The organism is Paraburkholderia pallida (assembly GCF_004524855.1).
Classification (GTDB): domain Bacteria; phylum Pseudomonadota; class Gammaproteobacteria; order Burkholderiales; family Burkholderiaceae; genus Paraburkholderia; species Paraburkholderia oxyphila.
Genome location: NZ_CP038149.1, coordinates 1,580,183 through 1,602,451, shown reverse-complemented (window position 1 = coordinate 1,602,451; position 22,269 = coordinate 1,580,183). Strand labels below are relative to the sequence as shown.

Here is a 22,269-nt window from a genome sequence, read left to right as displayed (position 1 = left end):
GTAGCTGCCCATGCCGACGCGGGCTGCGCTGGCATGGGCAGTGAGTCTGGAGTCAGGTGTCGGCCCGCACTGGAGTGAAGGCGAGATGCCGGGTACGCGGGGTATCGACACGAAAGCCTGTGATATTGGCGCTTGCTGCGTCGCGCGTGAAGGTGACGATCCCGGTCATGATATCCATTGGATCAATCGACGTCAGTTCGAAGACGTCGCTGGCCAGTGGGGTCAGTCGATAGTCGCAGCCGCCCACCGCGCCGTGCATACGAAGTACGAGCGCTTCGCCGCGGAGGCAGATAGTTGCCCGCGCGTTCGCATCGTGACTCTCGAACGCGGCCGGCATCGCTGCGATCAGGCCGGGCGTTATCGCGGGCGGGTCGCCGAGTCGTGTGAAGACATCGGTGTGACCGCAATGCGCGATGCGGATGCACGCCAGGTCGTCCGGCGCGCCAGGGGAGCCCCAACGCAACGCGAGGGCCCCGTCGGCGCCGGCTTCGGCCTCCACGTCGCTCAACGCGTCCAGGCTGTCGTAGAGCGCCATAGGCGGGTTTGGGCAAAGCGGTCCCGTCAAGACCAACGCGCCGTCGCGATCTTCCAGCGCATACATCGCGCCGCTGCGGGGCGAACGGTAGCGGCCGAGGCGCGCCGCATGGTGGGCGGCGCGTGCCGCGACCGGCGGCCCGTTGCCGCTCAGCTCGCCGGCGAGCACGATGTCGACGATTCGCTTCGAGAGTTCGATTGGCGCGTCGACTGCGCCATTGCTGAGCAGGACCACGTCGAGCTCGTGTCGTGTCGACAGCAGCATCTGACTACTCCCGCCGACGACGCCGCCCGCATGGTGTATCAGTTCGACGCCTCGATAAACGTTTTGCTTGAGGCCGAGCGAATAGGGGCTGCGCTGGCCGCTGGAGAACACCGGCAAGGTCAGCATCCGGGCCCAGGTATCGGGGGTGCCGACGATCTTTTCATTGCAGCGCAGGTGCGCGGTCCATCGCAGCATGTCGTCGACCGTCGAGACGATCGAGCCTTCACCCAGCAAGTCCCACGCTGGAAAGATGCCGCGGCGGAATCCCCCTTGGCAATCCGGCACATGCATCGTTGCGATGCCTCGCTCGATGGTCATGTCATCGGATACGCACGCCGTGTCGCGCATGCGCAGCGGGTTGAAGATAAACGTTCTCAGGAACGCGTCGAACGGCATCCGGCTCGCGCGCTCGATGGCGAGGGAAAGCAGATGATAGCCGCCGTTCGAATACATCATGCGTTCCCCAGGCGGAAAATTCTGATCGCGTTGACGTTGCTGCGACGCCAGCAGCGCGCCACGCGGCGGGATCGTCAGACCCTGCGTCAACAACGCAAGGTCGAGTGCGCAGCGTTGTCCGCCAAGATGCGACATCAATTGCCGCAAGGTCGGTGCACCCGCGGCGGGCGGTAACTCCGGCAGCCAGGCGCCGATGGGCGCGTCGGCGTCGAGCATGTTGCGCTCGCACAGCAGCAGCACCGCGAGGCAAGTGAATTGCTTGCTCACGGAGCCGATACGCATTCGCGTGGCCGGCGTGTTGGCGATGCCATGTTCCAGGCTCGCCATGCCGAAGCCGCGCCGATACAACAACTGGCCGCGACAGGTAATGCCGGCGACCAATCCCGGGGCGTCGGTGCGTTGAAAAGGCGCCAGCAGCGCCTCGAGTTGCGTCGTCGTGGCCGATATCTCTAGTGTCATATCGATAGTTCAACGAATGGAAGCGGTGGCGTCAGCATGACCCCAGGTTTGAGGCGGGCAATGCAACAGGCCGTCGGTGTAGACGACGCTGGGCTCGCGATCGCGCTCAAGGAAGATCGGTCCGTCAAGATCGACATGATCGCACTGCTGCCCGAGCAGAAAGGCAGGTGCGATCGCTAGCGAAGTGCCTGCCATGCAGCCGACCATGAGGGACAAGCCGGCGTCGCGAACATGGGTTGCGAGATCGAGCGCGCGCGTCAGGCCGCCGCATTTGTCGAGCTTGAGATTGACGACGTCGTAACGGCGTGCGACCTCGGACAGATCCTCCAGATCCTGAAACGATTCGTCGGCCGCTAGCGAAATCGGGCAATCGATATGCTCCAGGCAGGCATCCGCGCCAATCGCGAACGGTTGTTCGAGCATGCCGACACCCAACTGTTGCAGCAGCGGGATCATGGCTTCGAAGTGCGCACGCGACCAGCCCTGATTCGCGTCGACGGCGAGCGGCACGTCCGGGCGCATTTCGCGGATAGCCGCGAGGCGCGGGGCGTCGGCGGCAGTGCCGTCCAGTTTGATTTTTAGCGCCCGGGCATGGGTCAGCGCCCGCGCGGCCTCGGCCATCGCATCCGGCGTGTCCGTACCGATCGTCATCGTGGTCAACAGGGCGCGCGGAGCGGGAAGGCCGGCGGCGCGCCAGACCGGTATGGCCTGCTGTTGTGACTCAAGCGCCCACAATGCCGCGTCAACGGCGTTGCGTGCGCCGCCGGGCGGCAACACGTCGAGTAGCTGCGCGCGCGTGATGCCTGCTTCGATGGGCGCGCGCGCCCTTTCGATTTGCGCAGCGATCGATTCAGGCGTTTCACCGAGGTAGAAGACGCCGGATGCCTCGCCGTTGCCAGTGTGGTGTCCGTCGTCGAGGGTCACGCTCACGAGACCGGCAGCGTCGATAACGTGGCCTGTGATGCGGAACGGAACGGCGAGGGGCCAACGTTCGATACGCAGTGAGAGTTTGCGGGGGATCATGGGCGAATGAAGGAAAGGAGCGTCACGCATAGCGTTCGATGGCCTCGCGTACACCGCGGCTGGCGGCGCGCATCAGAATGCAGGCGGCGAGAAATCCGAACGCCGCCACGCAGACGATCGACCACAGCAGCCCTCGGCTGAGCGCGTGCATGCGGTCCGACATGAAGCCGATGAATACGGGGCTGGCGGATTGCACGACGATCGATGTCAGCGCGCCGATTGCCGCAACGCGTGAGCGCAAATGCGCGGGGCAGATGTTCTGCATGATGGTCGGAAACAGCACCATGCCAGCGACCATGCAGGCGAGCTGCACGCCGAAGAGCGCATAGACGGGGGTGATCGAGCCCACCTGCAAGTAGAGGAACGACAGACCGCTTGCGATCAGCGCGCCAAGTTCACATACGCGCAGGGGCGCGAGCACACCGAAGCGCGCCCTCATACGGCCGGCCACGAGTCCGCTGAGCGCGCAGCCCGCAATACCGCCAGCCATGGCCGCCACGCCCATGCCGCCGCCTGCTTCGGCCGGCGTCGCGCCGAAGGTTCGCACCGCCACCACCGGCATCCACGTCGCCACGCCGCCAAACGCCAGGTTGACCAGTCCGATTGCGCCGAAGAACTTGAGCATCATGGTGCCTTCGTGTCGGAAGTAGCGAGATGCGGACGGCTGCAGCGTGACATGGCGCCGCTGATCCGCGGACGGGTCCGTGTTGTCGTGCTGTCCTGAACTGATGAGCAGAACCAGTACGACCAGCACGGGGGCCGGTAAGGCAACCGCAAAGAACGCGAGCCGCCATGGTGCGAATTCGGCGAGTCCGGCCGGCAAGGCGCTGTGCACGGCCGCAATGGCGTGCATCAGCGCGCCGCCGAGCGCCATTCCCGCCCCCGCGCCCAGCAGATTCGCAAGGGCGAAGATCGCATTGGCGAGCACACGTTGGCGCGCCGGGAAGAGATCGGGAATCAGGCCGTAGATCACCGGCACCAGTCCGGCTTCGCCGATCCCCAGGCCGACGGTGGCGATGAACAACTGCCAGAAGTGGCTGGTCACGCCGCAGATCGCGGTGGCGGCGCTCCAGACGAGTATGCACGCCGCCAGCACGATGCGGCGATCCACACGGTCGGCGATCCAGCCGATCGGCAGAGACGCCACGCCGGCGAAGAGGGCGATGCCTGCGCCCTGCATCAGGCCGATCTGCGTGTCGGTCAGTCCGAAATCGTTGCGAATGGGTTCCGCCAGCAAGATCAGCATCTGCCGGTCGACGAACGCGAAAAACGCCACGATCACGAGAATCGCCAGACCGAACCACGCGAGCGGTCCGGCGGGTAAATCCAGTGGCGGGCTGGGGTCCGCCACCGGGGCGGGCAAGTCGAGGTTGGAATCGGACATGGGAGGTCTGTGTTGAGAGAACGGTTACTGCATGAACTGCTCGTTGCCCACGATCCCGATGCGGGTCGCGCCGAGCCGCTGCGCGGACGCCATGACCATTGCGACGGCGCGGTAGGGCGCGGCCTTGTCGGGCCGAATATGCAGTTCAGTCGGCGCGGGGGAGGCGGCCACGTCGCGCAGCCGCGTTTCCAGTTCTGCGCGCGAGCTCAGGGTTTCGCCATTCCATGCGATCGTGCCGTTGGCCGCGATATCGATCTGCACCACGGGCGGTGTTTGCGGTTGCGACTGCGGCGCGCCGGTCGGCATATCGAGCTTGACGGCGTTGGTCTGGATCGGAATGGTGAGGATCAGCATGATCAGCAAGACGAGCATCACGTCGATCAACGGCGTGGTGTTGATCTCACTCATTACTTCGGAATCCTCTGCGTCACCGGTAGGCATCGTCATCGCCATCTCGGGTCTCCTTGTCGGTATGGATGCGTTACTGGCGCGGCGGCGGTTCGGTGATGAAGTCGACCTTGCTGATGCCAGCCTGCTGGCAGGCGAACACCACTCGGCCGATGGCGGCGTAGCGCGCGTCGAGATCGCCTCGAATGTGAACTTCGGGCTGCGGCGATTGCGCTGCGACCGCCTTGAGCTTCTCGACGAGCGTTGCGGCGTCGGGCACCCGCAGTTCGTCCCAAAACACATCGCCTTGTTTCGTCACGGCGAGAATCACGTTGCGCGGCGTCGTTTGCAGCGGCTGCACGGCCTCCTTGGGCAGCGAGACCGGCACGGTATGCGAAACCACCGGAATCGTGATAAGAAAAATGATCAACAGGACCAGCATCACGTCGACCAGCGGCGTCGTGTTGATGGTCGCCATGACCTCGTTGTGATCCTCTCCGTCGTGCTTTCCCACGGTCATGGCCATGGCTTAGCCCACGCGTGCGAGGGTGGCGGCCTTGGTCGCGGCGGCGGCTGAGGCGGTGGTCTTGCCGGTCAGGATCACGATGTGCAATTCCGTCGAGAAGCCGCGTACGCGATCCATGACGGCTTTGTTACGACGCACGAGCCAGTTGTAGCCGAGCACGGCGGGCACAGCGACCGCGAGACCGATTGCGGTCATGATCAGCGCTTCACCGACGGGCCCGGCGACTTTATCGATGGAGGCCTGACCCGCAATGCCGATGGCGGTCAGTGCGTGATAGATGCCCCACACGGTTCCGAACAGTCCGATGAACGGCGCGGTCGAGCCGACCGTGCCAAGAAACGCGAGCCCATCCTGCAAGCGGCTCGATACCGCGTTGGTCGCACGTTCGATGGCCGCCGCGACCCAGTTGTTGAGGTCGACCTGTTCGAGCAGCGCGCCTTCGTGATGCTCGTAGGCAGCGAGGCCGCGCTCCGCGATGAAGCGGAACGGACTGCCGGCGTCCAGTTGGCGCGCGCCTTCGCCGAGATTGGCGGCTTTCCAGAAACCTTTCTCCGCCGCTTTCGCGCGGCGCAGCACGCGCGCCTGTTCGAGCAGCTTGGCGACGATGATGTACCAGCTGCCCATGGACATGACGACCAGGATGAGCAGGGTGCCTCGCGCAATGAAATCGCCGCCCTTCCAGAGCGCATCGAGGCCGTAGGGGTTGGCCACCGCATCGGTGGCGGCGTGGGCGGCGCTGGCCGCGAGCGACAAAGCCATCAGCAAGGTGGCCTGGCGGGTACGGTTGATCATGAACGTCTCCTGAAATGCGTTGAGAAATAAAAGGGAACGGCTGTCGAGGGCTGCCTCAATCGAGCTTGAAAGAGAAGGGCACTTGCACGCGGACTTCCTCGCCTTGAGCGACGCAGTGGAACTGCCGCACGGCGTTTTCGGCGGCGCGGTCGAGAACCGGGGCGGCCGACTGGATCACGTTCAGGTCTTTGATGCTGCCGTCGGTGCCGACGGTGAACACCACGACGACATCGCCGGTCAGGTTGTCCTTGAGCGCTTCACGCGGATAGCGGATCCCGGCGCGTACTTCCGTCGAGTTCGGGCAAACCACGCCGACGCTCTTCGACACCGGCGCTGCAGGCGCAGCGGGGGCGGGCGGCGCCACTGGCGCGGATGGCGCTGGCGTGCTCGACTGTGCAATGATCGCGTTTGGCGACGGCGGCGCCGCAACCGGCACCTGGGGCGGTGGCACGAACGGCGGCGGGTGCACGACGCGTTTCGGCGGTTGTGGCGCGATGCGCTTCGGTGGCGGCGCAGGGGGAGGCGGTGGCTTGATCTGTTCAATGATGCGCGCCTGAATCGGCTGACGAATCACCTCCACGACTTTCGTCGCCAGACCCGTTAGCAATGCGTAGACGATCGCGGCGTGCAATCCGACCACAAAGGCAATGCCGCCAATACGCCGGGCCGGCGGTTTGGGTTGTGCGTAGTTCATTTCCCGCATGTCTCCTGCCTCGATATGACTTGGGAGCCACGTTAAGACCGCGACTTTTCTGTTTCATATCGGCTTTGTATCCACGCTGATACAAACGCTTTCAGGCACGGGGTGTGTCGGCATGAGGCGCAAAGCCAGGCGGGACAGCGAGGAGAGGATGATGCGAAGGGCGTGGCTACGGGAAAATCCGGAGCGGGTTATCCATGGGAAACGCGCTCGGCAGGCGTGTTGCTTTGTCCGGACGGCCTTTTAGGGCAAGGCGCTCAGCGATTATTTCAAGGCTGCAACAATTCGTGCAAAGAGCCCTTATATTACGAGGCAATAATGCGTGAGGGGACCCCATCTCACCGTCGCAACATCGGAGAAGAGACGCCGTGAACAAAGCGATCCGTATTCTCGTCGTCGACGACGACTCGCAGATTCGCAGCCTGCTATGCGACTGCCTTGCAGACTTCGGCATGACGACTGAGCAAGCCGCCACAGGCGCGGAAATGCATCTCGCGCTGAAGGAAGGGGGCTTCGACCTCGTGGTGCTGGACCTGATGCTTCCAGACGACGACGGTCTCAACCTGTGCCGCGAGATTCGTGCGGTCTCGGAGATTCCCTTGATCATCCTGACCGCGCGCGGCGAGATGACCGACCGGATCGTGGGACTGGAATTGGGCGCGGACGATTACGTCGTCAAGCCGTTTGAACCGCGAGAGCTGGTCGCCCGCATTCAAACAATCTTGCGCCGCGTACGCGCGCAAACGCAAGGCCGCACGAGGGCTCAGGAGGAAAGCCGCTTCGCGGGCTGGCGGCTTCATCAGACCGGCCGCCACCTGATTGCCGCCGACAACACCGTCATCCCGTTATCGAACGCTGAGTTTCGCTTGCTCAACGCGTTCCTCGCCGCGCCGGGACGTGTGCTGAGCCGCGAATATCTGATGGATACCGCTCGCGGCAAGTCGATCGACGCGTTCGACCGCAGCATCGACGTACAGATCTCGCGCTTGCGCCAGAAGCTGCGGGAGGACATCAAGGAGCCGAAACTGATCCGCACGATTCGCGGCGAGGGCTACATGCTCGATGTCAATCACCGCTAGGTGCGCCAATCCGGTTCGCCCTTGCCGTGACTAGAAGCGCTCGACGCTGAACGGCTGCGGGTCGACGAGCGTTTCGTCACCCGTCATCATTTCGGCGATCAAACGGCCCGTGACCGGGCCCAGCGTCAGCCCATGGTGTGCGTGTCCGAACGCGAACCACAAGTCGCGGTGCTTTCTCGCCGGCCCGATGATCGGCATCATGTCGGGCGTGCAAGGACGCCGCCCCATCCACGCCTCGTCGTCAAGGCGCTCGCCCAATGGAAACAGCGTGCGCGCAATCGGCTCGACCGCAGCGAGTTGCGTGGGCGTTTTGGGCGCATCGCAGCGCGCGATTTCCGCGCCCGTGGTCAAGCGGATACCTTTTGCCATGGGCGCAAGCAGGTAGCCGTTCTCGACGTCGAGAACCGGATGGTTCAGACGGGCGGCCGCTCGGGGCGCATAGTGCATGTGGTATCCGCGTTTGACGGCAAGCGGCAGTCGGTAGCCAAGGCGTGCGCTCACCAGGTCCGACCACGGCCCCAATGCCACGACCGCCGACGAAGCAGCGATCATTCCCGCTTGCGTGTCGACCGTCCAACCTTCGCGAAACGAGTCTGCATCGCCGATGAAAAACCGCCCGCCCAATGCTTCGAAATACTTCGCGTAAGCGGTGATGAGCGCGTTGGGATCGCTCACGGAATCGGATTCTGGGTAGCGCAAGCCGCCCGACAGGGTTCGGTCGAGATCCGGTTCTTTCCGTTGCAGGTGAGCTGCATCCAGCGCTTCGAACTCCACACCATATTCCCGATGCCACCGTTCAGCGATGCGGATTTCTTCGTCCTGCACGGCTGCCGTGCGAAACACCTTGATCCAGCCGGTTGGGCGCAACAGCGCGGACGCCCCGGCAGCGGCAGCCAGCGCGCGATGTTCGTCCACAGAATGCTCGATCAACGTCGAATAGAACTTCGCGATAGCGGCATGCTTCTGCGACTGCGAGTTACGCCAGTATTGCCACAGGAATGGCGCCGTCTTGATGATGGCGTCGGAGTGGTAGCGGACGTGCGTGGATCGATTGCGCGCATAGCGAAGCAAGGTACTGAAGTCGCGTGGAAACGCATAGGGATAGACGCCTTCACGCTGGATCAGTCCGGCGTTGCCAAACGAAGTCTCGTTGCCGGGCAGTTTGCGGTCGACCAGTGCGACCTGGCGACCGCGCTTTTGCAGGTGCACGGCAATGCACACGCCGACAATGCCCGCACCGAGCACGACGGTATCGAATTTCAGGGGGGGCATGAACTTACCTGTCGCCGGTTAAGCAAGGAGCGCCGTTACGGCGACTTCGACGTCGCAACCCGGCTTCATCAGCAACGCCTGCACACAGGCGCGAGTAGGCGCGCAACCCGACGGCACCCACGCATCCCACACGGCGTTGAATTCCGCGAAGTGTTTGGGATCGCTCAGCCAGATATTCGCGGAAAGGAGACGCGTGCGGTCGACGCCGGCCGATTCGAGCAGGGTATCGACACGCGCGAGGACTTCTTGCGTCTGCTCAGTCACGGAGACATTTGCCGTGTCGGGCACCTGACCGGCCAGATAAACCACGTTATTGGCGATGACCACCTGGCTCATGCGTGCGTTCGTTTGCAGACGTTTAATTTCGTTCGACATGGTGTTGGACCGTTGAAATGCCGGCGTCGTCCGGCCAGACTCGTTGAAAGGAGGCGTCAAGTGACGTGGGTTATCATATACGAGAAAATTTAAAATTCCCGTATATGAGAAAAAAATCTTCACCGGAAGCCAGTGCGATGGTCAAGGCAGCGGCCGAAGCGCCGGTTAAAGAGGCGCACGAGGCGCCGCCCACGCTCGACCATAAGTTGGTGGGCGGGCATTTGCGGCAGGCGCGCAAGGCGCGCGGCCTGACGCTGGCGGAGTTGTCCGAGCGCTCGGGAATCGCGGTGTCCACGATCTCTAAAGCCGAGCGCGGCGATATCGCGCTGACCTATGACAAGTTTGCGGCGCTCGCGCACTCGCTGGAGCTCGAGTTCGACGCGATCTTTGGGCGCCGCCGAAAATCGGCGGGCGGTCCGATCAAGCCGTCTTTTACCCCCGCCGGCAAGCAGCATATCTACGACACGCCGAACTACGAGTACGGCATGCTCGCCAACAATCTGATCGGCAAACGGATGGTGCCGATGCGAGCGCGGATTCATGCGCGTGCAGTGTCGGACTTTCCGGAGTACATCCGGCATTCGGGCGAAGAGTTCGTCTTTTTGTTGAGTGGTGCACTCGAATTGCGTTTTGAAATTGGCAAGTCATTCAAACTGGCGCCCGGCGACAGTCTGTATTTCGACAGCTCGGTCGGGCATATCTACTTGAGCCTCAGCGAGGAGGATGCGCAGGTGCTGGTGTGCTGTGTCGATAGTAATGGAGACGGACCGAATGGCGTCATTTGACCGACGAAGTGAAGTGCGAATCGGCCGGCGAAATGCTTGTGGACGATCATAAACCTAAGTCAAGTTGTGGCGACCATCCTGCGTGCACTGGCGCGAACAGTCCTGCGAGCCAGATCAGGGAAAAAGTCCAAGATGCAGGTGTCGGAGCCACGCACATCGACGCAAGGCGCAAAATGGACAAAAAGGTGCGGAACGTCGATTTTTTAAGTGACTGTGTATCAAACCGACAAGAATTGCCTGTCGTCATGGGCTTCGAGTCTCTCGGGAGGTCAATTTCGTGGCTCAAAGCGACATGAATGGGTTGTCAAACCGCGACATCAATTGCTGAACTCTACACTCGCGGCCGCGGCAAACGCGCCACGATCCACCATCGTCTTCCGTCACAACGATGGTGCATGGTACGTGTTTCCGCTTTCACAGGCGCGTCGCGCGCTGGGGCTGCTTTATCGAAAATATTGATATCGGATACGGTGCACCTGAATCGCCCGCAGATTTCGAGGCCCCAATGGATGGGGACCGGGACATGATCTGCCGCCCGTATGTCGGCGTCCGACAAATATATTTAGCATAATAAAATTGATCAAACGCTTTGTTATGTATTCCTACATTTATCTCAATGCCGAAAAAGCAGCCGCTCCGCGATCCTGCTGTCAAGGATGACGATGACCTGCCTGATGCTGCCCGGTTCTAGCTGGCCAGCGATCGGTCGCCAGCGCAGATCGTCCATCGAATTGCGGGCGTCGTTTTCGGTGATCCACGTCGAGTTGGGCTGGGGGATCGGTGGGGAATTGCCGGTATCGCGTCATGTCCTCGTGCGTGAGCGACGAGTCGCATGGGAGCTCTGTGCGCTTTGGGGGGAATTGTTTGATAACGAAGTGCCAGACGAACTGCTCTCGCGCAAGCAAATCTACCGGTAAGCGTCAAATCCGTCGTGGCTTTCTGGGTTGATGGCTCCCAATACCCCAAAAGGGGGTGCCCCCTCTGGCGGATTTCAAGGCGCTGTCGACCGGCCATACTGGAGACACGAATCGTTGACAGATTTGGCGGAGCAGCATCATGAAAAGCCGTGATTTTCTGACCTATCAGCAGATCTTCGACCGGGCAGTGGAGCACCTTTTCTCCCAAGGTCGCGCGGCACTGCTGCCACGTGGTGGCGGCGCATATCGCGGCTACTGTGGAGGATGCCCTGTCGGCAGCCTTATCAAGCCTTCCGACTACACGACCGCGATTGAAGGGGTGCCGGTCCGCTATATCGGCAAACAGTCATCGGACGCAATACCCGCGTACATGGACGTGGGTATCGCCGCGCTGCGCAGGGCACTGCTTCGCTCGCGGATCAATGTCTACGACCCGGTTGCAATCGAACTGCTCAGTTGTCTGCAAAACGTCCACGACGTGTTCGGCAAGTGGGAGTGGCGCGAGCGGCTTCTGACGATCGCGCACCAGTTCGGGCTGTCCGACGACCTCGTCAGGGCGGCCGCCTGAGCAACGCGATGCGGTGCTGGCTGGATGTTCGAGAGGCAGAATGAAGCAAGACGGAAGCAAGGAAGCAAGCGATGAACACGCAGAAACTAAGCCTGCAAGGGCTGGTGGAGAAGTGGCTGGCGCCGACCCCGGCCGTGCCGGCCCACGTGACGAAGTTCGGCCGAACCACGGCGGGCAACACACGGTTCATCTGCGTCGAGGTCTCGCATCCGACCAATCCTCGAGCGCTCTTCTTCTTCCGGCACGACGACGGCTTCTGGCAGGTCTTCCCGCCACCCGACGAACGGCCGGCGATGAGCTATCGGCAAGCGGCGTAACGCCTGTGCGATCGCACAGGTGGTCTATGATGGAATCCATCAATGGATCGTCGGCTTGTCATCGTTATGTATGATGAAATGGCTATGGAATCGGTCAGCACCGTTCTTCTCATCGACGACCATGCGCTGTTCCGGCGAGGCCTGGCGCAACTGATCCAGATGAGCCCGGGCTTTCAAGTTGTCGGAGAAGCGGCGTCCGGGTGCGAAGGCGTCGGACTTGCGCTCGACCTTAAGCCGGACGTGATCCTGGTCGACCTCCACATGCCCGAGATGGGCGGGGTCGAGACCATCGCGTTGCTGCGCGAGAAAGGCGTCGACGCCCGCATCATTGTGCTGACCGTCTCCGACAACGAACGGGATGTCGTGGCCGCGCTGCGCGCCGGCGCGCACGGCTATCTGCTGAAAGACATGGAGCCCGAGGAGCTGTGTCTGAACCTGCGCAAGGTGTTGAAGGGTGCCTCGGTGCTCAGCGAGTCGGTGACCGGCAATCTCGTTCACGCGCTGTCGGGCGAGCGGCCGCTTCACACCAGCGAGACCCATCTCTCGGCGCGCGAGCAGGAGGTGCTCGACTATCTCGTCGAGGGCCTGTGCAATAAGGCCATTGCGCGCAGACTCGATATTAGCGTCGGCACGGTCAAGGTCCACGTCAAGCACCTGCTGCACAAGCTCGATCTTCACTCGCGGCTCGAAGCCGTCGTCTGGCATCGCGAGCACATCGTGCGCCACCATCCGTCGCGCATGTAATCTCCATCTTCATGCGCATCGCGCGTTGCTCACGACGCGAGGCCCACAAAACGTACAGAGGTCGAGCTTGGGGTGGCAGGCGTGTCGTCCCGGAATTGAACGGCGGAACGACCTTTATCGTTTAGGGTTGTTCTGCCGACCCGTATCGGTTGTTCGGTCTCAAGCAGCGAACGGCAGATCTTGGGCCCGCATAAGTCTGTCGCTCTTATCTGACCGCTGTCGGGCCTTTCAGTGGGCGCTTGCCGTCGATGATGGCTTTTGCTTCATCAATGGCAGCATCTAGCGCCCAGTTTTCGCGACGGTAGCCCTCTTCCTCGAGGCATTGAACCGGGATTTGCATGGCGGGCTGAGCATCGGTGTCGTTTGGGATAAGCACGAAGCCGCGGAACCCGAATATCTGCAAATCCGCACCGCCGACGCCTTGTTTCGGGAGCGTTTGAACTGAATATTCAAAGCCGTTGTGCATGTTCTCAGCGCGGGCCATATTCGTCTCCGGCGTGGTCGTCTTTGGATCCTGGCACCCCAATAGGGCGCATTGCATCGTTGGCGCGAACGCGGTTTGGCGCTATATGCGGACCACCACGGCTTCGCAAACGAACAGGAAATGGCATGACGAAAACCCCTCCCGCGCCCATAGCCGCCGCCACTTTCGATGCTATTGCACCGGAATCAGCAGACGATCACGATGATCGCAGTCGGGGATGCCGCAAGCTGAAGGCGCATCTCCATTGGGAAAGCCGCAGTCCCGAATGCAGTCCGGCCAGGTCAGCCCCGCCTTGAGCGGGGCTTTTAATTCTGGCTGCGCCATCAATGCTTATGGTGTAACCAGTCCCGCACGGGATGCGTGTCCAGCCAGCGGGATTGCTGATTCCTCTGATGTGCGCGTTTGTAGTGCTCTGTTACCAATATTGCAGCAATGATCAGCGCAATCACCCCAAACAGCACACCCGTCATCGACTCGGCCATGGCAGCCTCCTTCCCAGGTCGGGGGCATGCTTGCATTTTAGGCGATGCGTTCGTGCAAACCGGCGTTTTGCGTTGTCCATTTCATTCCGGAAAGACGTGGCGTTACCCGTCGATGGGTACGTCGAACTGTGTCCGACAACCCGGACATTTGAATGGCTCGACGTTACCTTGCGCCGGCAATGCGGCGAGCGGCTGCTCCTCGCCGGCGAGGTAGCAGACCGGGCACAGAAACGCGTCGTACGATCGAAGTCGGTGCCACCGGTCGACGAAGCGCTGAATGTCGACAGGCTGGGTGCCGTTCGCCTCGAGGTGGTCGAGAAGCACGTGAAACAGTGCGGGGTTTTGCATTGAGACCTCCGCAGCGATTTTCGGCCATTGTAGCCTCTGCGCACCCATGCGCGGCTGGTAGTCCAGGCGTTCCGCGCGCAAGCCCCGCATGATGTTAAGTGCTACTGTGGTAGTGGGGATTTTCCCCAATCATCCGGAGAATACGATGCCGTCAGACCTCGCCACAAAATCCGTCGAGCCACCTGCGACGCGAGACAAGCCGCTCCCTGGCGCGGCGCCTCAGACCGAGTCATCTGTACCGGACGCAGATAAAGAGGAGCCAGTACCGCACGTGCGCCCGCCTGTCCGGTCAGACGACAACTGACAATTCGCTACGCCATCGGCTTGACGTCGGCCGAATGCGCTCTGCGTAACGGATCCACGCGTTGCGACGTGAAGCTGATGGCGCCTGTTTATAGTCGCTCTCAACCAGGAGTGTGCGCCCAGTCGCTTGCGAACTTGGCGCGCTGCGGGCGCTGCACGCGGCAGCCCTGCAACTGCTCGTCGAGAGCCGTTTTGTCGAAACTCCCCCGCTGACACCGAGCGCTAATAGAGATGGCGGGCGCCCCATGATTGAAGACGGTGTCGCCCAGGTGTTGTCCATCAGGACGATGGCGCCGTGCCGATGCGCGAGACTGCTGATCGCCGGAATGTCCTGCACCTCGAACGTCAATGAGCCAGGCAAGCCCGGCAGGCGGATAAGAGGGGGCGGACGGTCGGATTCTTAAGTGTCCGTGTATCAAAGCGACAGGAATTGCCTGTCTTAGTGGTCTTCGAGTCTCTCGGGAGGTCAATTTCGTGGCTCAAAGCGACATGCGGAGCGTTGACCTTGTCGCGCCGCAGAAGGCACCATCAAGCAGCAGATGGCGCATAAGCGAGCGCAGCAGATGCGGCGCATACGCGTGGCTCACGATTGTGCGCGCACGTCTGGATGGACGAGCAGTTCTCCGAGCGTGCGGATCGCCTCGTCGATGCGAGGTGACCACGGATGGCCATAATTCAGCCGGATGCAATTCTCGAAAGCGTGAGACGCGGAAAAGATCGGGCCCGGTGCCACGCTGACGCTTCGCTCGATGGCGAGACGGTGCAGCGCCATGGCGTCGATGGGCTCGCGGAACGTGAGCCAGAGAAAATAGCCGCCTTCAGGGCGCGTGTATTGCGTGCCTTCAGGCAGCCAGCGGCGGATCGCTTCGATCATCGCGTCGCGCTGGTGCTGCATGGCGAGGCGGATCTTCTTCAGGTGACGCTCATAGCCGCCGTGTTCCAGATAGTCAGCAATGCCGGCCTGCACGGGGATGCTCGCCGAGATGGTCGTCATGAGCTTGAGACGCTGCACGCGCGCGGCGAAACGCCCCGCGCTCGCCCAGCCAACGCGATAGCCCGGTGCGAGGTTTTTCGAAAACGAGCCACAATGCATGACGAGGCCGTGCCGGTCGAAGGCCATGGCCGGCGGCGGGTAGTTCGGCGCGTAGTGCAGTTCGCCGTACACGTCGTCTTCGATGAGCGGGACCTCGTGTTTCGCGAGTAGATCGACGAGCGCCTCTTTCTTTGCCGCCGATAGCGTGACGCCGGTCGGGTTCTGGAAATTCGTCATGAACCAGCAGGCGCGCACGGGGTGCCTGTCGAGCGCCTCGGCTAGCGCGTCGAGGTCGAGGCCCGTCTGCGTATCCACGGGAATCTCCACGGCGCGCAGGCCGAGCCGCTCGATCGCCTGCAGGGCGGCGTAGAAGCCCGGCGATTCGACGGCAACGATGTCGCCGGGCTGGGTGACCGCCATCAGGCAAAGATTGAGTGCTTCGAGCGCGCCGTTGGTGATGATGATGTCCTCGGCTGGCTGCGAGATACCCACGCGCATGTAGCGCAGCGCGATCTGCCGCCTCAGGCTCTCGTTGCCTGGCGGCAGGTCGACGACCGTGCTCCACGGGCTCACGCTGCGTGCGGCCTGACCGAGCGATTTGGCGAGGCGCGATAGCGGAAAGAGCAAAGGCGAAGGGAAGGCGGAGCCGAGCGGCACGATACCGGGCCGTTTGGCGGCGTCGAGTACCGAGAAGACAAGCTCGCTGATGTCGACGGTGGCCGAATCGCCCGGCGTGGCGCGCGATACGGCGCGGGCGGGCTTCGAGGGCGGAGCAACATAGTAGCCCGAGCGCTCCTCGGCGCGCACGAGCCCCCACTGTTCGAGCAGATAGTAAGCGCGCGTCGCGGTGGACTGGCTCACGCCGTGCTGGGCAATGATCTGCCGCAGCGACGGCATGCGCGAGCCGGGCGCGAGGTTGCCGGACCGAATCTCGGCGGCCATGGTTTGGGCCAGGAGTTCGTAGCGTGTCATGCGCTTGCGCTCGTTGAAAGAATGTTGTTGGAGGGGACGCAGCAATCCGGTTCGATTTTCGTATCTCTCGCCGGAATTGAGAAGCGATCTGCGGCGATGATTTTTGCGTCGTCTGCTTCTGTACGGCGACTTCGTAGGGGCGGATCATTGCAGCCAGCGCGCATCGAAGCCCGGGTCTGTTCTCCCGGGGTGCGCCGGGATTACTGCGCGAGTGCCTGGATCATCACCTAAACCCGCAGAGCTTGCGGCTCTTATTGCCTGTAGCGTGGCAAGCATTGGGCCCCGGCGCGCGAGTGTCGGGGCATTTTGTCGTGTCTGCACGCAAGCCACACTGGCTGCATCCGTCAAATTGTCCGCAACTGCTGCTTTTCCCGTTCATAAGGAAGTATGAACATGGCGCCATGTGATCGAGTGAAATGGAGGAAAAGATGGAACTCATCCGTATGGTACGCATCGTTCTGTGGAGCTTCTTCGGCGTGCGCAAAAGTGCGGCCCACGAGGCCGACTTCGCCAATGTGAACTTCAGCTGGCTGCCGTTCGTAGCAGTTGGACTGGCTGTCCTCATCGGCGCCTGCATTCTGGGCGTGGTGTTGCTGGTCGCGCACTCCACGGGAACCGCACAAGGGTTCTGAACATAGGCGCCCGGCCAGGCTTATGGCTTTCAACCGAAATCAGTATGCGGCGGAGTCCAGTCCCACCGACGCTTGATGTCCACAAGGAAGTACGCCGTATTCCAACACCTACCCGCGCGAGATGGCGGATGCGTTGCTTGCCCATCCGGCGGTAAGTGGGCGAGCATGGAACTTCAGCATGCTAGCTCATGAGCTGGGCGCGGCTCCACCAGCAAATTGGCAATGCGCAGTATGTGCGTATGTCCCCCCAAAGTGCACCACCAATGAGCGCAAGATAGCTTTACGTGGGGAGAAACAATGTCCATTGTCCGTGAGCCGAATCCCGTCGATGTTTCGAACTGTTGACGATGTCGAACCGATCGGTTTAGTATGCGCTGCAATGTGCGGTGCGTATGGTCAGCGGATAAATGTATGAAAAACAGTATCAACATCGTGGGTGATGCGATCTCACAACTCCATGAAAGCAGGCGTGATGCAGCGATGGTTGCTTTGCTGGTTACCCAGGCCATCACTGTTTATGGTTTGATTCCGGCTACTGCGTCGCAGTCAAACGTCCCGGTGGGCTTGGTCGGCGTATTGCCGCTTCTCTTTTCCGCACTTGTTGTCCTGATCACTCGTACTGAGTGGACCTTTGCTATCGGTTCGATCGCCTTTGCGCTATCCGTCGCCATCATTGTTCTCGACTGCTTCCAGCAATATCCGTTGGCGCTGCTTGGGGCGGACGTGCTGGCCATCGCGACGTTCCTGCTACTGACGGTAGCGATTTTTGCTACGGTTTTCGCGCCTGGCCGCTTCTCGGTATATCGTGCCCTCGGCGCGATTGTCATCTATCTAAATATCGGGCTTCTGTTTACTCTGGTGTTTCGTTTAATCACGTTACTGTCCGTGAGCGCCTTTTCGGGATTGCCACAGGTGAGTGATCATTCGGGCTTTCGTGCGACGCTCGAGTACTTTTCATTTTCAACGCTGACTTCAGTAGGCTTCGGAGATATCTTGCCCGTTAGCCCCATGGCACGAGGCCTCACCATACTTGAGGCATCCGTTGGTCATCTCTACCCTGCGACGGTACTGGCGAGAATCGTCTCAATGGCAATGCAGGCGCGAGGAGAACACCATGAAAATGAGGCAGGCGAAACAAAAAACAAGCTATTCGCTGAGTAACCCATATTATCCAGATCACCTGTCTTGGTGAGTAACATGCATGCGCCAGCTTGTCGGGCGTGCGACGCGAGTCGCGTCGCACGTCGTGTTTCATTAGACCGTCAATGTGCTTCGCATTGCGAGTTCTTCCTGATGGCGCGCCTTATCCTGAGCCTTCGCGTAGTCTGCAGAGGCGGCATATTCCGTCATCGATTCGTTGCTTTGTTCGATACCGCACACCTTCGATGCGAGCATGCCGTACGGTCCAGAGGCAGCGAACTCCGCACGCTGCATGGTCAGCGAACGAATTGTCATGAGCGGCGTACCATTGAAGTTCTCGAACATGAAGAGACGGCTGCCCCAATCCGAGAGGAACAGATCGCGAACGACGCGACCGATCTTCACGCGGTCAAGCGGTTTGCCAGTCGGGCCACTGTTCATGCGCTCGAGCCACGGACCAAGCGTCGAGTCCCTCCATTGCGCTTCCGTCGGGAAGATCAGTGCGCTGCGGCCGCACAGATCGACCAGCTCGTAGATCATCGAGGAGAAGTGTTCGAGGTAATAGGCGCGACCGAAGTCGTAGATAAGGATGTTCGGTTTATAGTGCCCGCCCGGAGTATGAAAGCCGAGCTCTTCGGCAGCAATCATGTGGGCGAGCGTCGCCTGATGGAAGCCGATCAGCTTGGCAACGCGCGTCTGGACTTGTGGGATCTTGTTCGTGCCAATGTGCTCGGTAATCAGGATGGCAAGGCCCGCCATCAACTCGGCGCGCACCACCTGGCGAATGAGCGCGGCATAGTGCAGCCAGTCGAACACGCGTTGCGGATAGAGCTTGGCGTGATCCGGATTTCCGACGTGAAACACATGGCTCCACGGAATGAAGACGTTTTCGAACACTGTCACGCCGTCGAGTTCGTCACCTTGTGCGGCGAGCGGGTGCTCGGTTTCATCCTCCTTCACGGTGCTCTCGCGGCAAACGATCGTCACGCCTTTCGTATTGACGGGGGTGGCGGCAAAGATGATCTGTTCGCCCGGAATGCCGGGGCGGAAGAAGACGCCGATATGAATCCAGTCCGCGAACGGAACGCCAGTGCCGATTGCCTTGACGCCGGAAACGTAAATGCCTTTGTCGTCCTTCTTCACGACGCGCAGTCCGGGCGATTTCGCTTGAGCTTCAGGACCTGATCGGTCCATCTGCGGATCGACGAATTGGGGAGCACAATTGAAGTCGTTATCCCGCGCGTAGTTGACGAAGTCAATGATGTTCTTCGCAAGGACTTTGCCCTCCGCACCAATGCTTTGCGTTTCCCATGGCGTCGGGTCGTCGCGATAAGTCATCAGCACGTAGTTGTTGACGTCGGGCGTACGCGGGAACGATGCGCCTGCCAGTTCCCGCATAACCGTCTCGTGATACTTGCGTTTGCGGCGCAGTTCGTCCTTGTTACGATGACCGAACCATTGCATCGAACGGCGCTCGCCGTTTTCGTCGACAAAAGTCACAACATCCTGCAGATCCTTGCGATGGTGGAGATCGTAAAAATCGGCATGAATTTTTGCGTAACCGCGCGTCTTGGGGTGCGTCGCGACATTGTCGATCTTCTCGTTGCCCACCCAGACGTTACGTCCATCGTTGAGAGACTCGAGATACTGCTTGCCGGTGCGAATCATGTGTGTGTACTCCTTTGGTGGTCAATTACAGCGTGGTCAGGATTGTGTGGGACGTGTCGTTGCGTACGCGCGCTGGCAATAAACCAGCGGCGCCACTTCTGCACTCGTCCGCGCGTTCAGTACGTGTGCAACAAAAACGCTGTGCGTGCCGATTTCCATGGCTGAGGCTATACGGCAATCGAGCGAGACGAGCGCGTCCGTGTGGTACGGGATACCGTGTACGGACACCTGCCAGCGTGTGTCGTTGAAACGTTCGTGCATCGGCACGTGGCCGACACCCGAAAAGAGTTGCGAAACGTCCGCTTGCTGAGCCTGCAGCCAGTTCACGGACAGAAGGCCATTCGACTTGATTACGCTGTTTGCGGCGCTACGCTGGTTGACGCAGAAGAGAATGGTCGGCGGCGTGTCGCTGACTGAGCAGACGGCGGAGCAGGTGACGCCAGCCTTGCCCGCAGATCCTTCCGTCGCGATGATGGTGACGGCCGTCGCTGCGCGGGAAAGCGCTTCGCGGAAGTCCGTGGCATCGATATACGGCAGCTTGTCCGCAGGTTGGTCATGCGAAGGCGCATTCGCCTGCTGAAGTTGTACTTGAGTCATCCTGAGTCTCCTTGTTGGCTATCGTCTCGAATGTGCTGAACAGGAAGAGGGGAGAAGTCGACCGCATCTCCCGTCTGTTACCCTGGGTATTGCCCGGTGGCCTGCGTTGCACGTTTGAGATAAATTACACGGACCCAATCTTTAGCTCTATGGATAGCGCGTCATGGACACTATTCCGCGGCGGAATGAGGCGGAACTCGACTTTCACCACCTGCAAGTTTTCGATGTACTGATGACCGAGCACAGCATTACGAAAGCCGCCCACGTTCTGAACGTCACACAGCCCGCGTTGAGCAAGACGCTCGCGCGGCTGCGGGTGTATTTTGGAGATCCGCTTTTTATTCGCGTGTCAATGCGCATGGAGCCGACGCCCAAAGCGCTCGAACTCGCGGAGCCCGTCAAATCGATCCTCGATAACTTTCGGCAATTGCGTTCGTCACATGCGGCCTTCAATCCAGTGACCTCGGAGCGCACATTCAGCATCCATGTGGTCGATGCGGGCGTTGTGAACATGCTGCCGCCGCTGCTCAACTATCTGGCTGAGCACGCGCCGCGCGTGCATGTGCAGGCGATCCACTGCGACGCGCAGCATCTGGACCTGTGGCTGGAGTCGGGTTTGATCGATATCGCAATCGGCTCGTTTCCATCGCTCACGACAGGTATCCGGCGTTTGCCGTTGTGGCAGGAGACCTTTGCGTGCGTGACGCGCAGCGATCACCCGCGTATCGGCGCCAGGCCAACACACGAGGCGTTCATCTCAGAGAAGCACGTACTCGTTTCGGCGGTCGGCACGGGGCACGAGCATCTGTCTGTCGAACGGCTGCTCGAGTCGCACGTGCCCCGGGAGAATATCGTGTGCCGCGTGCCTGCCTTTGCGGCTGCTGCATTGATCTCGCGGCGCACGGACGCCATTGCAACGATTCCTGGCTTGCTGGCGCGTGGCCTGGTTCGCGACTGCGGCTTACAACTCGTTGAGCCGCCGCTCGATTTTCCAAAACTCGAGATTGCACAGTATTGGCATGACCGCGTACATCGCGATCCAGGAAATCAGTGGATCCGAACCGTCATGAAGCAACTGTTCTGTCAGACAGGCCATTGACGGTCTATTCCCAGGCGTTATTGAGCCCATTCAGCAGGGTAGATGGATCGCGCCTTCGTTGCCTTCTATGATCCGCTTATACATCGGTATGGAGTGCGATCATGAACACAATGAAGCGAGGATGCGTGATTTCGATTGGCGTATTCGACGGCGTACATCGCGGTCATCGCCGTGTGCTCGAGATGTTGCGTGAAACGGCGAAGCGTTACAGAGTGCCTGCTGTCGTCGTCACGTTCGATCCGCATCCGCGACGGGTGCTGCAGCCGGACAAGGCACTGCCCCTGCTAGTTAGCGTGCAGCGACGTCTCGATCTTCTGGCTTCGACAGGATGTGTCGATCGCGTGTTGTTGATACCCTTTGATCAGTCTCGGCGGGAGCAGACAGCCGATGACTTCGTACAGCGTACGCTTGTCGAGGAGTTAGGGATGCGCGCGCTGGTGGTGGGACAAAATTTTGTATGCGGAAAGGCACGCGCGGGGACGGTCGAATATCTGGCGCGCCTTGGAGAGTGTGCGGATTTCAGCGTCTATCCAGTGCCTTTGCACACAGCATTCGATGATCAAAATTCCGAAGCGGCTTCGTCGACGGTTATTCGCCGATTGATTCTTGACGGCGACGTACGGCGCTCTACTCGGTTGCTCGGACGATATCACGAACTGGAATGCAACGTGGGGGTGAGTGGCGAAATGCTCTTGCCGGCGGAGATGTGCATTCCGCGCGTCGGTCAGTATTCGGTTCTTCTGCGTAGCCGGGACGGTGTCACGCTTCCAGAATGCGTGAGCATCCGGAGCGAGGGCGGAATTCGTCGCTGTTTTGCTTCATCCGTTGACTTTGAACGGGGTGCCCAGGTTACCGTGCAATTTGTCGACGCAATCGAGAGGGTAGGTCAGGCGCGGCTATCGGCGCCGATCACCACGTGACTACCACC

General features: G+C 60.9%; 25 protein-coding genes and 1 pseudogene. 10 read left to right on the top strand and 16 right to left on the bottom strand.

Features of this window, described 5'->3' with window-relative positions:
- Positions 1-52: 52 nt before the first annotated feature.
- Genes E1956_RS22340 through E1956_RS22310 form a run of 7 tightly spaced genes read right to left on the bottom strand, consistent with a single transcriptional unit; the run spans position 53 to position 6,520 of the window.
- On the bottom strand, positions 53-1,714 hold the full coding sequence (locus E1956_RS22340; RefSeq protein WP_134753003.1) for a serine hydrolase domain-containing protein: 1,662 nt from the start codon (positions 1,712-1,714) through the stop codon (positions 53-55).
- Between the two features lie 9 nt (positions 1,715-1,723).
- Positions 1,724-2,737 carry a dipeptide epimerase gene (locus E1956_RS22335; protein ID WP_232071532.1) on the bottom strand — a complete coding sequence of 338 codons (1,014 nt, stop codon included), beginning with the start codon at positions 2,735-2,737 and terminating at the stop codon, positions 1,724-1,726.
- Positions 2,738-2,759: 22 nt separating this feature from the next.
- Positions 2,760-4,121, bottom strand: coding sequence for an MFS transporter (locus E1956_RS22330; protein WP_134752999.1), 1,362 nt, complete (start codon positions 4,119-4,121; stop codon positions 2,760-2,762).
- Positions 4,122-4,145: 24 nt separating this feature from the next.
- A complete protein-coding gene (locus E1956_RS22325) occupies positions 4,146-4,574 on the bottom strand; it encodes an ExbD/TolR family protein (RefSeq protein WP_134752997.1) in 429 nt (142 codons plus the stop codon).
- Positions 4,575-4,602: 28 nt separating this feature from the next.
- The gene (locus E1956_RS22320) at positions 4,603-5,034 is read right to left on the bottom strand and encodes an ExbD/TolR family protein (protein WP_134752995.1); all 432 of its coding nucleotides are present in this window, start codon (positions 5,032-5,034) and stop codon (positions 4,603-4,605) included.
- A 3-nt stretch (positions 5,035-5,037) separates the two neighbouring features.
- Entirely contained in the window at positions 5,038-5,826 is a 789-nt protein-coding gene (locus tag E1956_RS22315) for a MotA/TolQ/ExbB proton channel family protein (protein WP_134752993.1), read from the bottom strand.
- A gap of 55 nt (positions 5,827-5,881) precedes the next feature.
- Positions 5,882-6,520, bottom strand: a complete 639-nt coding sequence (locus tag E1956_RS22310; protein WP_134752991.1) for an energy transducer TonB — start codon at positions 6,518-6,520, stop codon at positions 5,882-5,884.
- Positions 6,521-6,894: 374 nt separating this feature from the next.
- Between E1956_RS22310 and E1956_RS22305 the strand changes: the two genes are divergently transcribed.
- Positions 6,895-7,605, top strand: a complete 711-nt coding sequence (locus E1956_RS22305) for a response regulator (protein WP_197732853.1) — start codon at positions 6,895-6,897, stop codon at positions 7,603-7,605.
- A 30-nt stretch (positions 7,606-7,635) separates the two neighbouring features.
- On the opposite strand, the gene E1956_RS22300 is transcribed toward E1956_RS22305, so the two are convergent.
- Positions 7,636-8,868: an NAD(P)/FAD-dependent oxidoreductase gene (locus E1956_RS22300; RefSeq protein ID WP_134754743.1), complete on the bottom strand. Its 1,233-nt coding sequence runs from the start codon at positions 8,866-8,868 to the stop codon at positions 7,636-7,638.
- A gap of 27 nt (positions 8,869-8,895) precedes the next feature.
- Positions 8,896-9,252 (bottom strand): RidA family protein, encoded by a 357-nt coding sequence (locus tag E1956_RS22295; protein ID WP_134752987.1) that lies wholly within the window; start codon positions 9,250-9,252, stop codon positions 8,896-8,898.
- Between the two features lie 137 nt (positions 9,253-9,389).
- Between E1956_RS22295 and E1956_RS22290 the strand changes: the two genes are divergently transcribed.
- From E1956_RS22290 to narL, 5 genes are all read left to right on the top strand, one after another.
- Positions 9,390-10,037 (top strand): helix-turn-helix domain-containing protein, encoded by a 648-nt coding sequence (locus tag E1956_RS22290; protein ID WP_134752985.1) that lies wholly within the window; start codon positions 9,390-9,392, stop codon positions 10,035-10,037.
- A gap of 662 nt (positions 10,038-10,699) precedes the next feature.
- On the top strand, positions 10,700-10,954 hold the full coding sequence (locus E1956_RS22285) for a hypothetical protein (protein WP_134752983.1): 255 nt from the start codon (positions 10,700-10,702) through the stop codon (positions 10,952-10,954).
- 139 nt (positions 10,955-11,093) lie between these two features.
- Positions 11,094-11,522 carry a hypothetical protein gene (locus E1956_RS22280; protein ID WP_134752982.1) on the top strand — a complete coding sequence of 143 codons (429 nt, stop codon included), beginning with the start codon at positions 11,094-11,096 and terminating at the stop codon, positions 11,520-11,522.
- Between the two features lie 71 nt (positions 11,523-11,593).
- Positions 11,594-11,839: a hypothetical protein gene (locus E1956_RS22275; RefSeq protein ID WP_134752980.1), complete on the top strand. Its 246-nt coding sequence runs from the start codon at positions 11,594-11,596 to the stop codon at positions 11,837-11,839.
- Between the two features lie 42 nt (positions 11,840-11,881).
- Positions 11,882-12,583 carry a two-component system response regulator NarL gene (narL, locus tag E1956_RS22270; protein WP_418789266.1) on the top strand — a complete coding sequence of 234 codons (702 nt, stop codon included), beginning with the start codon at positions 11,882-11,884 and terminating at the stop codon, positions 12,581-12,583.
- 205 nt (positions 12,584-12,788) lie between these two features.
- Here the strand turns inward: narL and E1956_RS22265 are convergent, their stop codons facing one another.
- The 5 genes and pseudogenes from E1956_RS22265 to E1956_RS22250 form a co-directional block, all read right to left on the bottom strand.
- A complete protein-coding gene (locus tag E1956_RS22265; protein ID WP_134752978.1) occupies positions 12,789-13,067 on the bottom strand; it encodes a hypothetical protein in 279 nt (92 codons plus the stop codon).
- A 323-nt stretch (positions 13,068-13,390) separates the two neighbouring features.
- Complete coding sequence (locus E1956_RS46215) at positions 13,391-13,549, bottom strand: hypothetical protein (RefSeq protein WP_167760091.1); 159 nt, start codon at positions 13,547-13,549, stop codon at positions 13,391-13,393.
- Between the two features lie 102 nt (positions 13,550-13,651).
- Positions 13,652-13,897: a hypothetical protein gene (locus E1956_RS22260; RefSeq protein ID WP_134752976.1), complete on the bottom strand. Its 246-nt coding sequence runs from the start codon at positions 13,895-13,897 to the stop codon at positions 13,652-13,654.
- Between the two features lie 559 nt (positions 13,898-14,456).
- A pseudogene (locus E1956_RS22255) lies at positions 14,457-14,558 on the bottom strand (PLP-dependent transferase); the annotation flags it as partial.
- Positions 14,559-14,783: 225 nt separating this feature from the next.
- Positions 14,784-16,205: an aminotransferase-like domain-containing protein gene (locus E1956_RS22250; RefSeq protein WP_134752974.1), complete on the bottom strand. Its 1,422-nt coding sequence runs from the start codon at positions 16,203-16,205 to the stop codon at positions 14,784-14,786.
- A 428-nt stretch (positions 16,206-16,633) separates the two neighbouring features.
- On the opposite strand from E1956_RS22250, the gene E1956_RS22245 reads away from it, so the two are divergent.
- Together E1956_RS22245 and E1956_RS22240 are read left to right on the top strand one after the other, a co-directional pair.
- Positions 16,634-16,837: a DUF2970 domain-containing protein gene (locus E1956_RS22245; protein ID WP_028222933.1), complete on the top strand. Its 204-nt coding sequence runs from the start codon at positions 16,634-16,636 to the stop codon at positions 16,835-16,837.
- 411 nt (positions 16,838-17,248) lie between these two features.
- Complete coding sequence (locus E1956_RS22240) at positions 17,249-17,998, top strand: ion channel (protein ID WP_167760090.1); 750 nt, start codon at positions 17,249-17,251, stop codon at positions 17,996-17,998.
- A 93-nt stretch (positions 17,999-18,091) separates the two neighbouring features.
- Here the strand turns inward: E1956_RS22240 and E1956_RS22235 are convergent, their stop codons facing one another.
- On the bottom strand, positions 18,092-19,645 hold the full coding sequence (locus tag E1956_RS22235; RefSeq protein ID WP_134752970.1) for a 4-hydroxyphenylacetate 3-hydroxylase family protein: 1,554 nt from the start codon (positions 19,643-19,645) through the stop codon (positions 18,092-18,094).
- 36 nt (positions 19,646-19,681) lie between these two features.
- Positions 19,682-20,242 (bottom strand): flavin reductase, encoded by a 561-nt coding sequence (locus tag E1956_RS22230; protein WP_134752968.1) that lies wholly within the window; start codon positions 20,240-20,242, stop codon positions 19,682-19,684.
- A 163-nt stretch (positions 20,243-20,405) separates the two neighbouring features.
- Between E1956_RS22230 and E1956_RS22225 the strand changes: the two genes are divergently transcribed.
- Positions 20,406-21,341, top strand: a complete 936-nt coding sequence (locus tag E1956_RS22225) for a LysR family transcriptional regulator (RefSeq protein WP_134752966.1) — start codon at positions 20,406-20,408, stop codon at positions 21,339-21,341.
- A gap of 101 nt (positions 21,342-21,442) precedes the next feature.
- Complete coding sequence (locus E1956_RS22220) at positions 21,443-22,261, top strand: FMN adenylyltransferase (RefSeq protein WP_134752964.1); 819 nt, start codon at positions 21,443-21,445, stop codon at positions 22,259-22,261.
- The last annotated feature ends 8 nt before the right edge of the window (positions 22,262-22,269 follow it).

Bases quoted from the DNA above. Each gene is read 5' to 3' on its own strand.
- E1956_RS22340 (WP_134753003.1), bottom strand. From the start codon at position 1,714: ATGACACTAGAGATATCGGCCACGACGACGCAACTCGAGGCGCTGCTG.
- E1956_RS22335 (WP_232071532.1), bottom strand. From the start codon at position 2,737: ATGATCCCCCGCAAACTCTCACTGCGTATCGAACGTTGGCCCCTCGCC.
- E1956_RS22330 (WP_134752999.1), bottom strand. From the start codon at position 4,121: ATGTCCGATTCCAACCTCGACTTGCCCGCCCCGGTGGCGGACCCCAGC.
- E1956_RS22325 (WP_134752997.1), bottom strand. From the start codon at position 4,574: ATGGCGATGACGATGCCTACCGGTGACGCAGAGGATTCCGAAGTAATG.
- E1956_RS22320 (WP_134752995.1), bottom strand. From the start codon at position 5,034: ATGGCCATGACCGTGGGAAAGCACGACGGAGAGGATCACAACGAGGTC.
- E1956_RS22315 (WP_134752993.1), bottom strand. From the start codon at position 5,826: ATGATCAACCGTACCCGCCAGGCCACCTTGCTGATGGCTTTGTCGCTC.
- E1956_RS22310 (WP_134752991.1), bottom strand. From the start codon at position 6,520: ATGAACTACGCACAACCCAAACCGCCGGCCCGGCGTATTGGCGGCATT.
- E1956_RS22295 (WP_134752987.1), bottom strand. From the start codon at position 9,252: ATGTCGAACGAAATTAAACGTCTGCAAACGAACGCACGCATGAGCCAG.
- E1956_RS22290 (WP_134752985.1), top strand. From the start codon at position 9,390: ATGGTCAAGGCAGCGGCCGAAGCGCCGGTTAAAGAGGCGCACGAGGCG.
- E1956_RS22285 (WP_134752983.1), top strand. From the start codon at position 10,700: ATGACCTGCCTGATGCTGCCCGGTTCTAGCTGGCCAGCGATCGGTCGC.
- E1956_RS22280 (WP_134752982.1), top strand. From the start codon at position 11,094: ATGAAAAGCCGTGATTTTCTGACCTATCAGCAGATCTTCGACCGGGCA.
- E1956_RS22275 (WP_134752980.1), top strand. From the start codon at position 11,594: ATGAACACGCAGAAACTAAGCCTGCAAGGGCTGGTGGAGAAGTGGCTG.
- narL (WP_418789266.1), top strand. From the start codon at position 11,882: ATGGATCGTCGGCTTGTCATCGTTATGTATGATGAAATGGCTATGGAA.
- E1956_RS22265 (WP_134752978.1), bottom strand. From the start codon at position 13,067: ATGGCCCGCGCTGAGAACATGCACAACGGCTTTGAATATTCAGTTCAA.
- E1956_RS46215 (WP_167760091.1), bottom strand. From the start codon at position 13,549: ATGGCCGAGTCGATGACGGGTGTGCTGTTTGGGGTGATTGCGCTGATC.
- E1956_RS22260 (WP_134752976.1), bottom strand. From the start codon at position 13,897: ATGCAAAACCCCGCACTGTTTCACGTGCTTCTCGACCACCTCGAGGCG.
- E1956_RS22250 (WP_134752974.1), bottom strand. From the start codon at position 16,205: ATGACACGCTACGAACTCCTGGCCCAAACCATGGCCGCCGAGATTCGG.
- E1956_RS22245 (WP_028222933.1), top strand. From the start codon at position 16,634: ATGGAACTCATCCGTATGGTACGCATCGTTCTGTGGAGCTTCTTCGGC.
- E1956_RS22240 (WP_167760090.1), top strand. From the start codon at position 17,249: ATGAAAAACAGTATCAACATCGTGGGTGATGCGATCTCACAACTCCAT.
- E1956_RS22235 (WP_134752970.1), bottom strand. From the start codon at position 19,645: ATGATTCGCACCGGCAAGCAGTATCTCGAGTCTCTCAACGATGGACGT.
- E1956_RS22230 (WP_134752968.1), bottom strand. From the start codon at position 20,242: ATGACTCAAGTACAACTTCAGCAGGCGAATGCGCCTTCGCATGACCAA.
- E1956_RS22225 (WP_134752966.1), top strand. From the start codon at position 20,406: ATGGACACTATTCCGCGGCGGAATGAGGCGGAACTCGACTTTCACCAC.
- E1956_RS22220 (WP_134752964.1), top strand. From the start codon at position 21,443: ATGAACACAATGAAGCGAGGATGCGTGATTTCGATTGGCGTATTCGAC.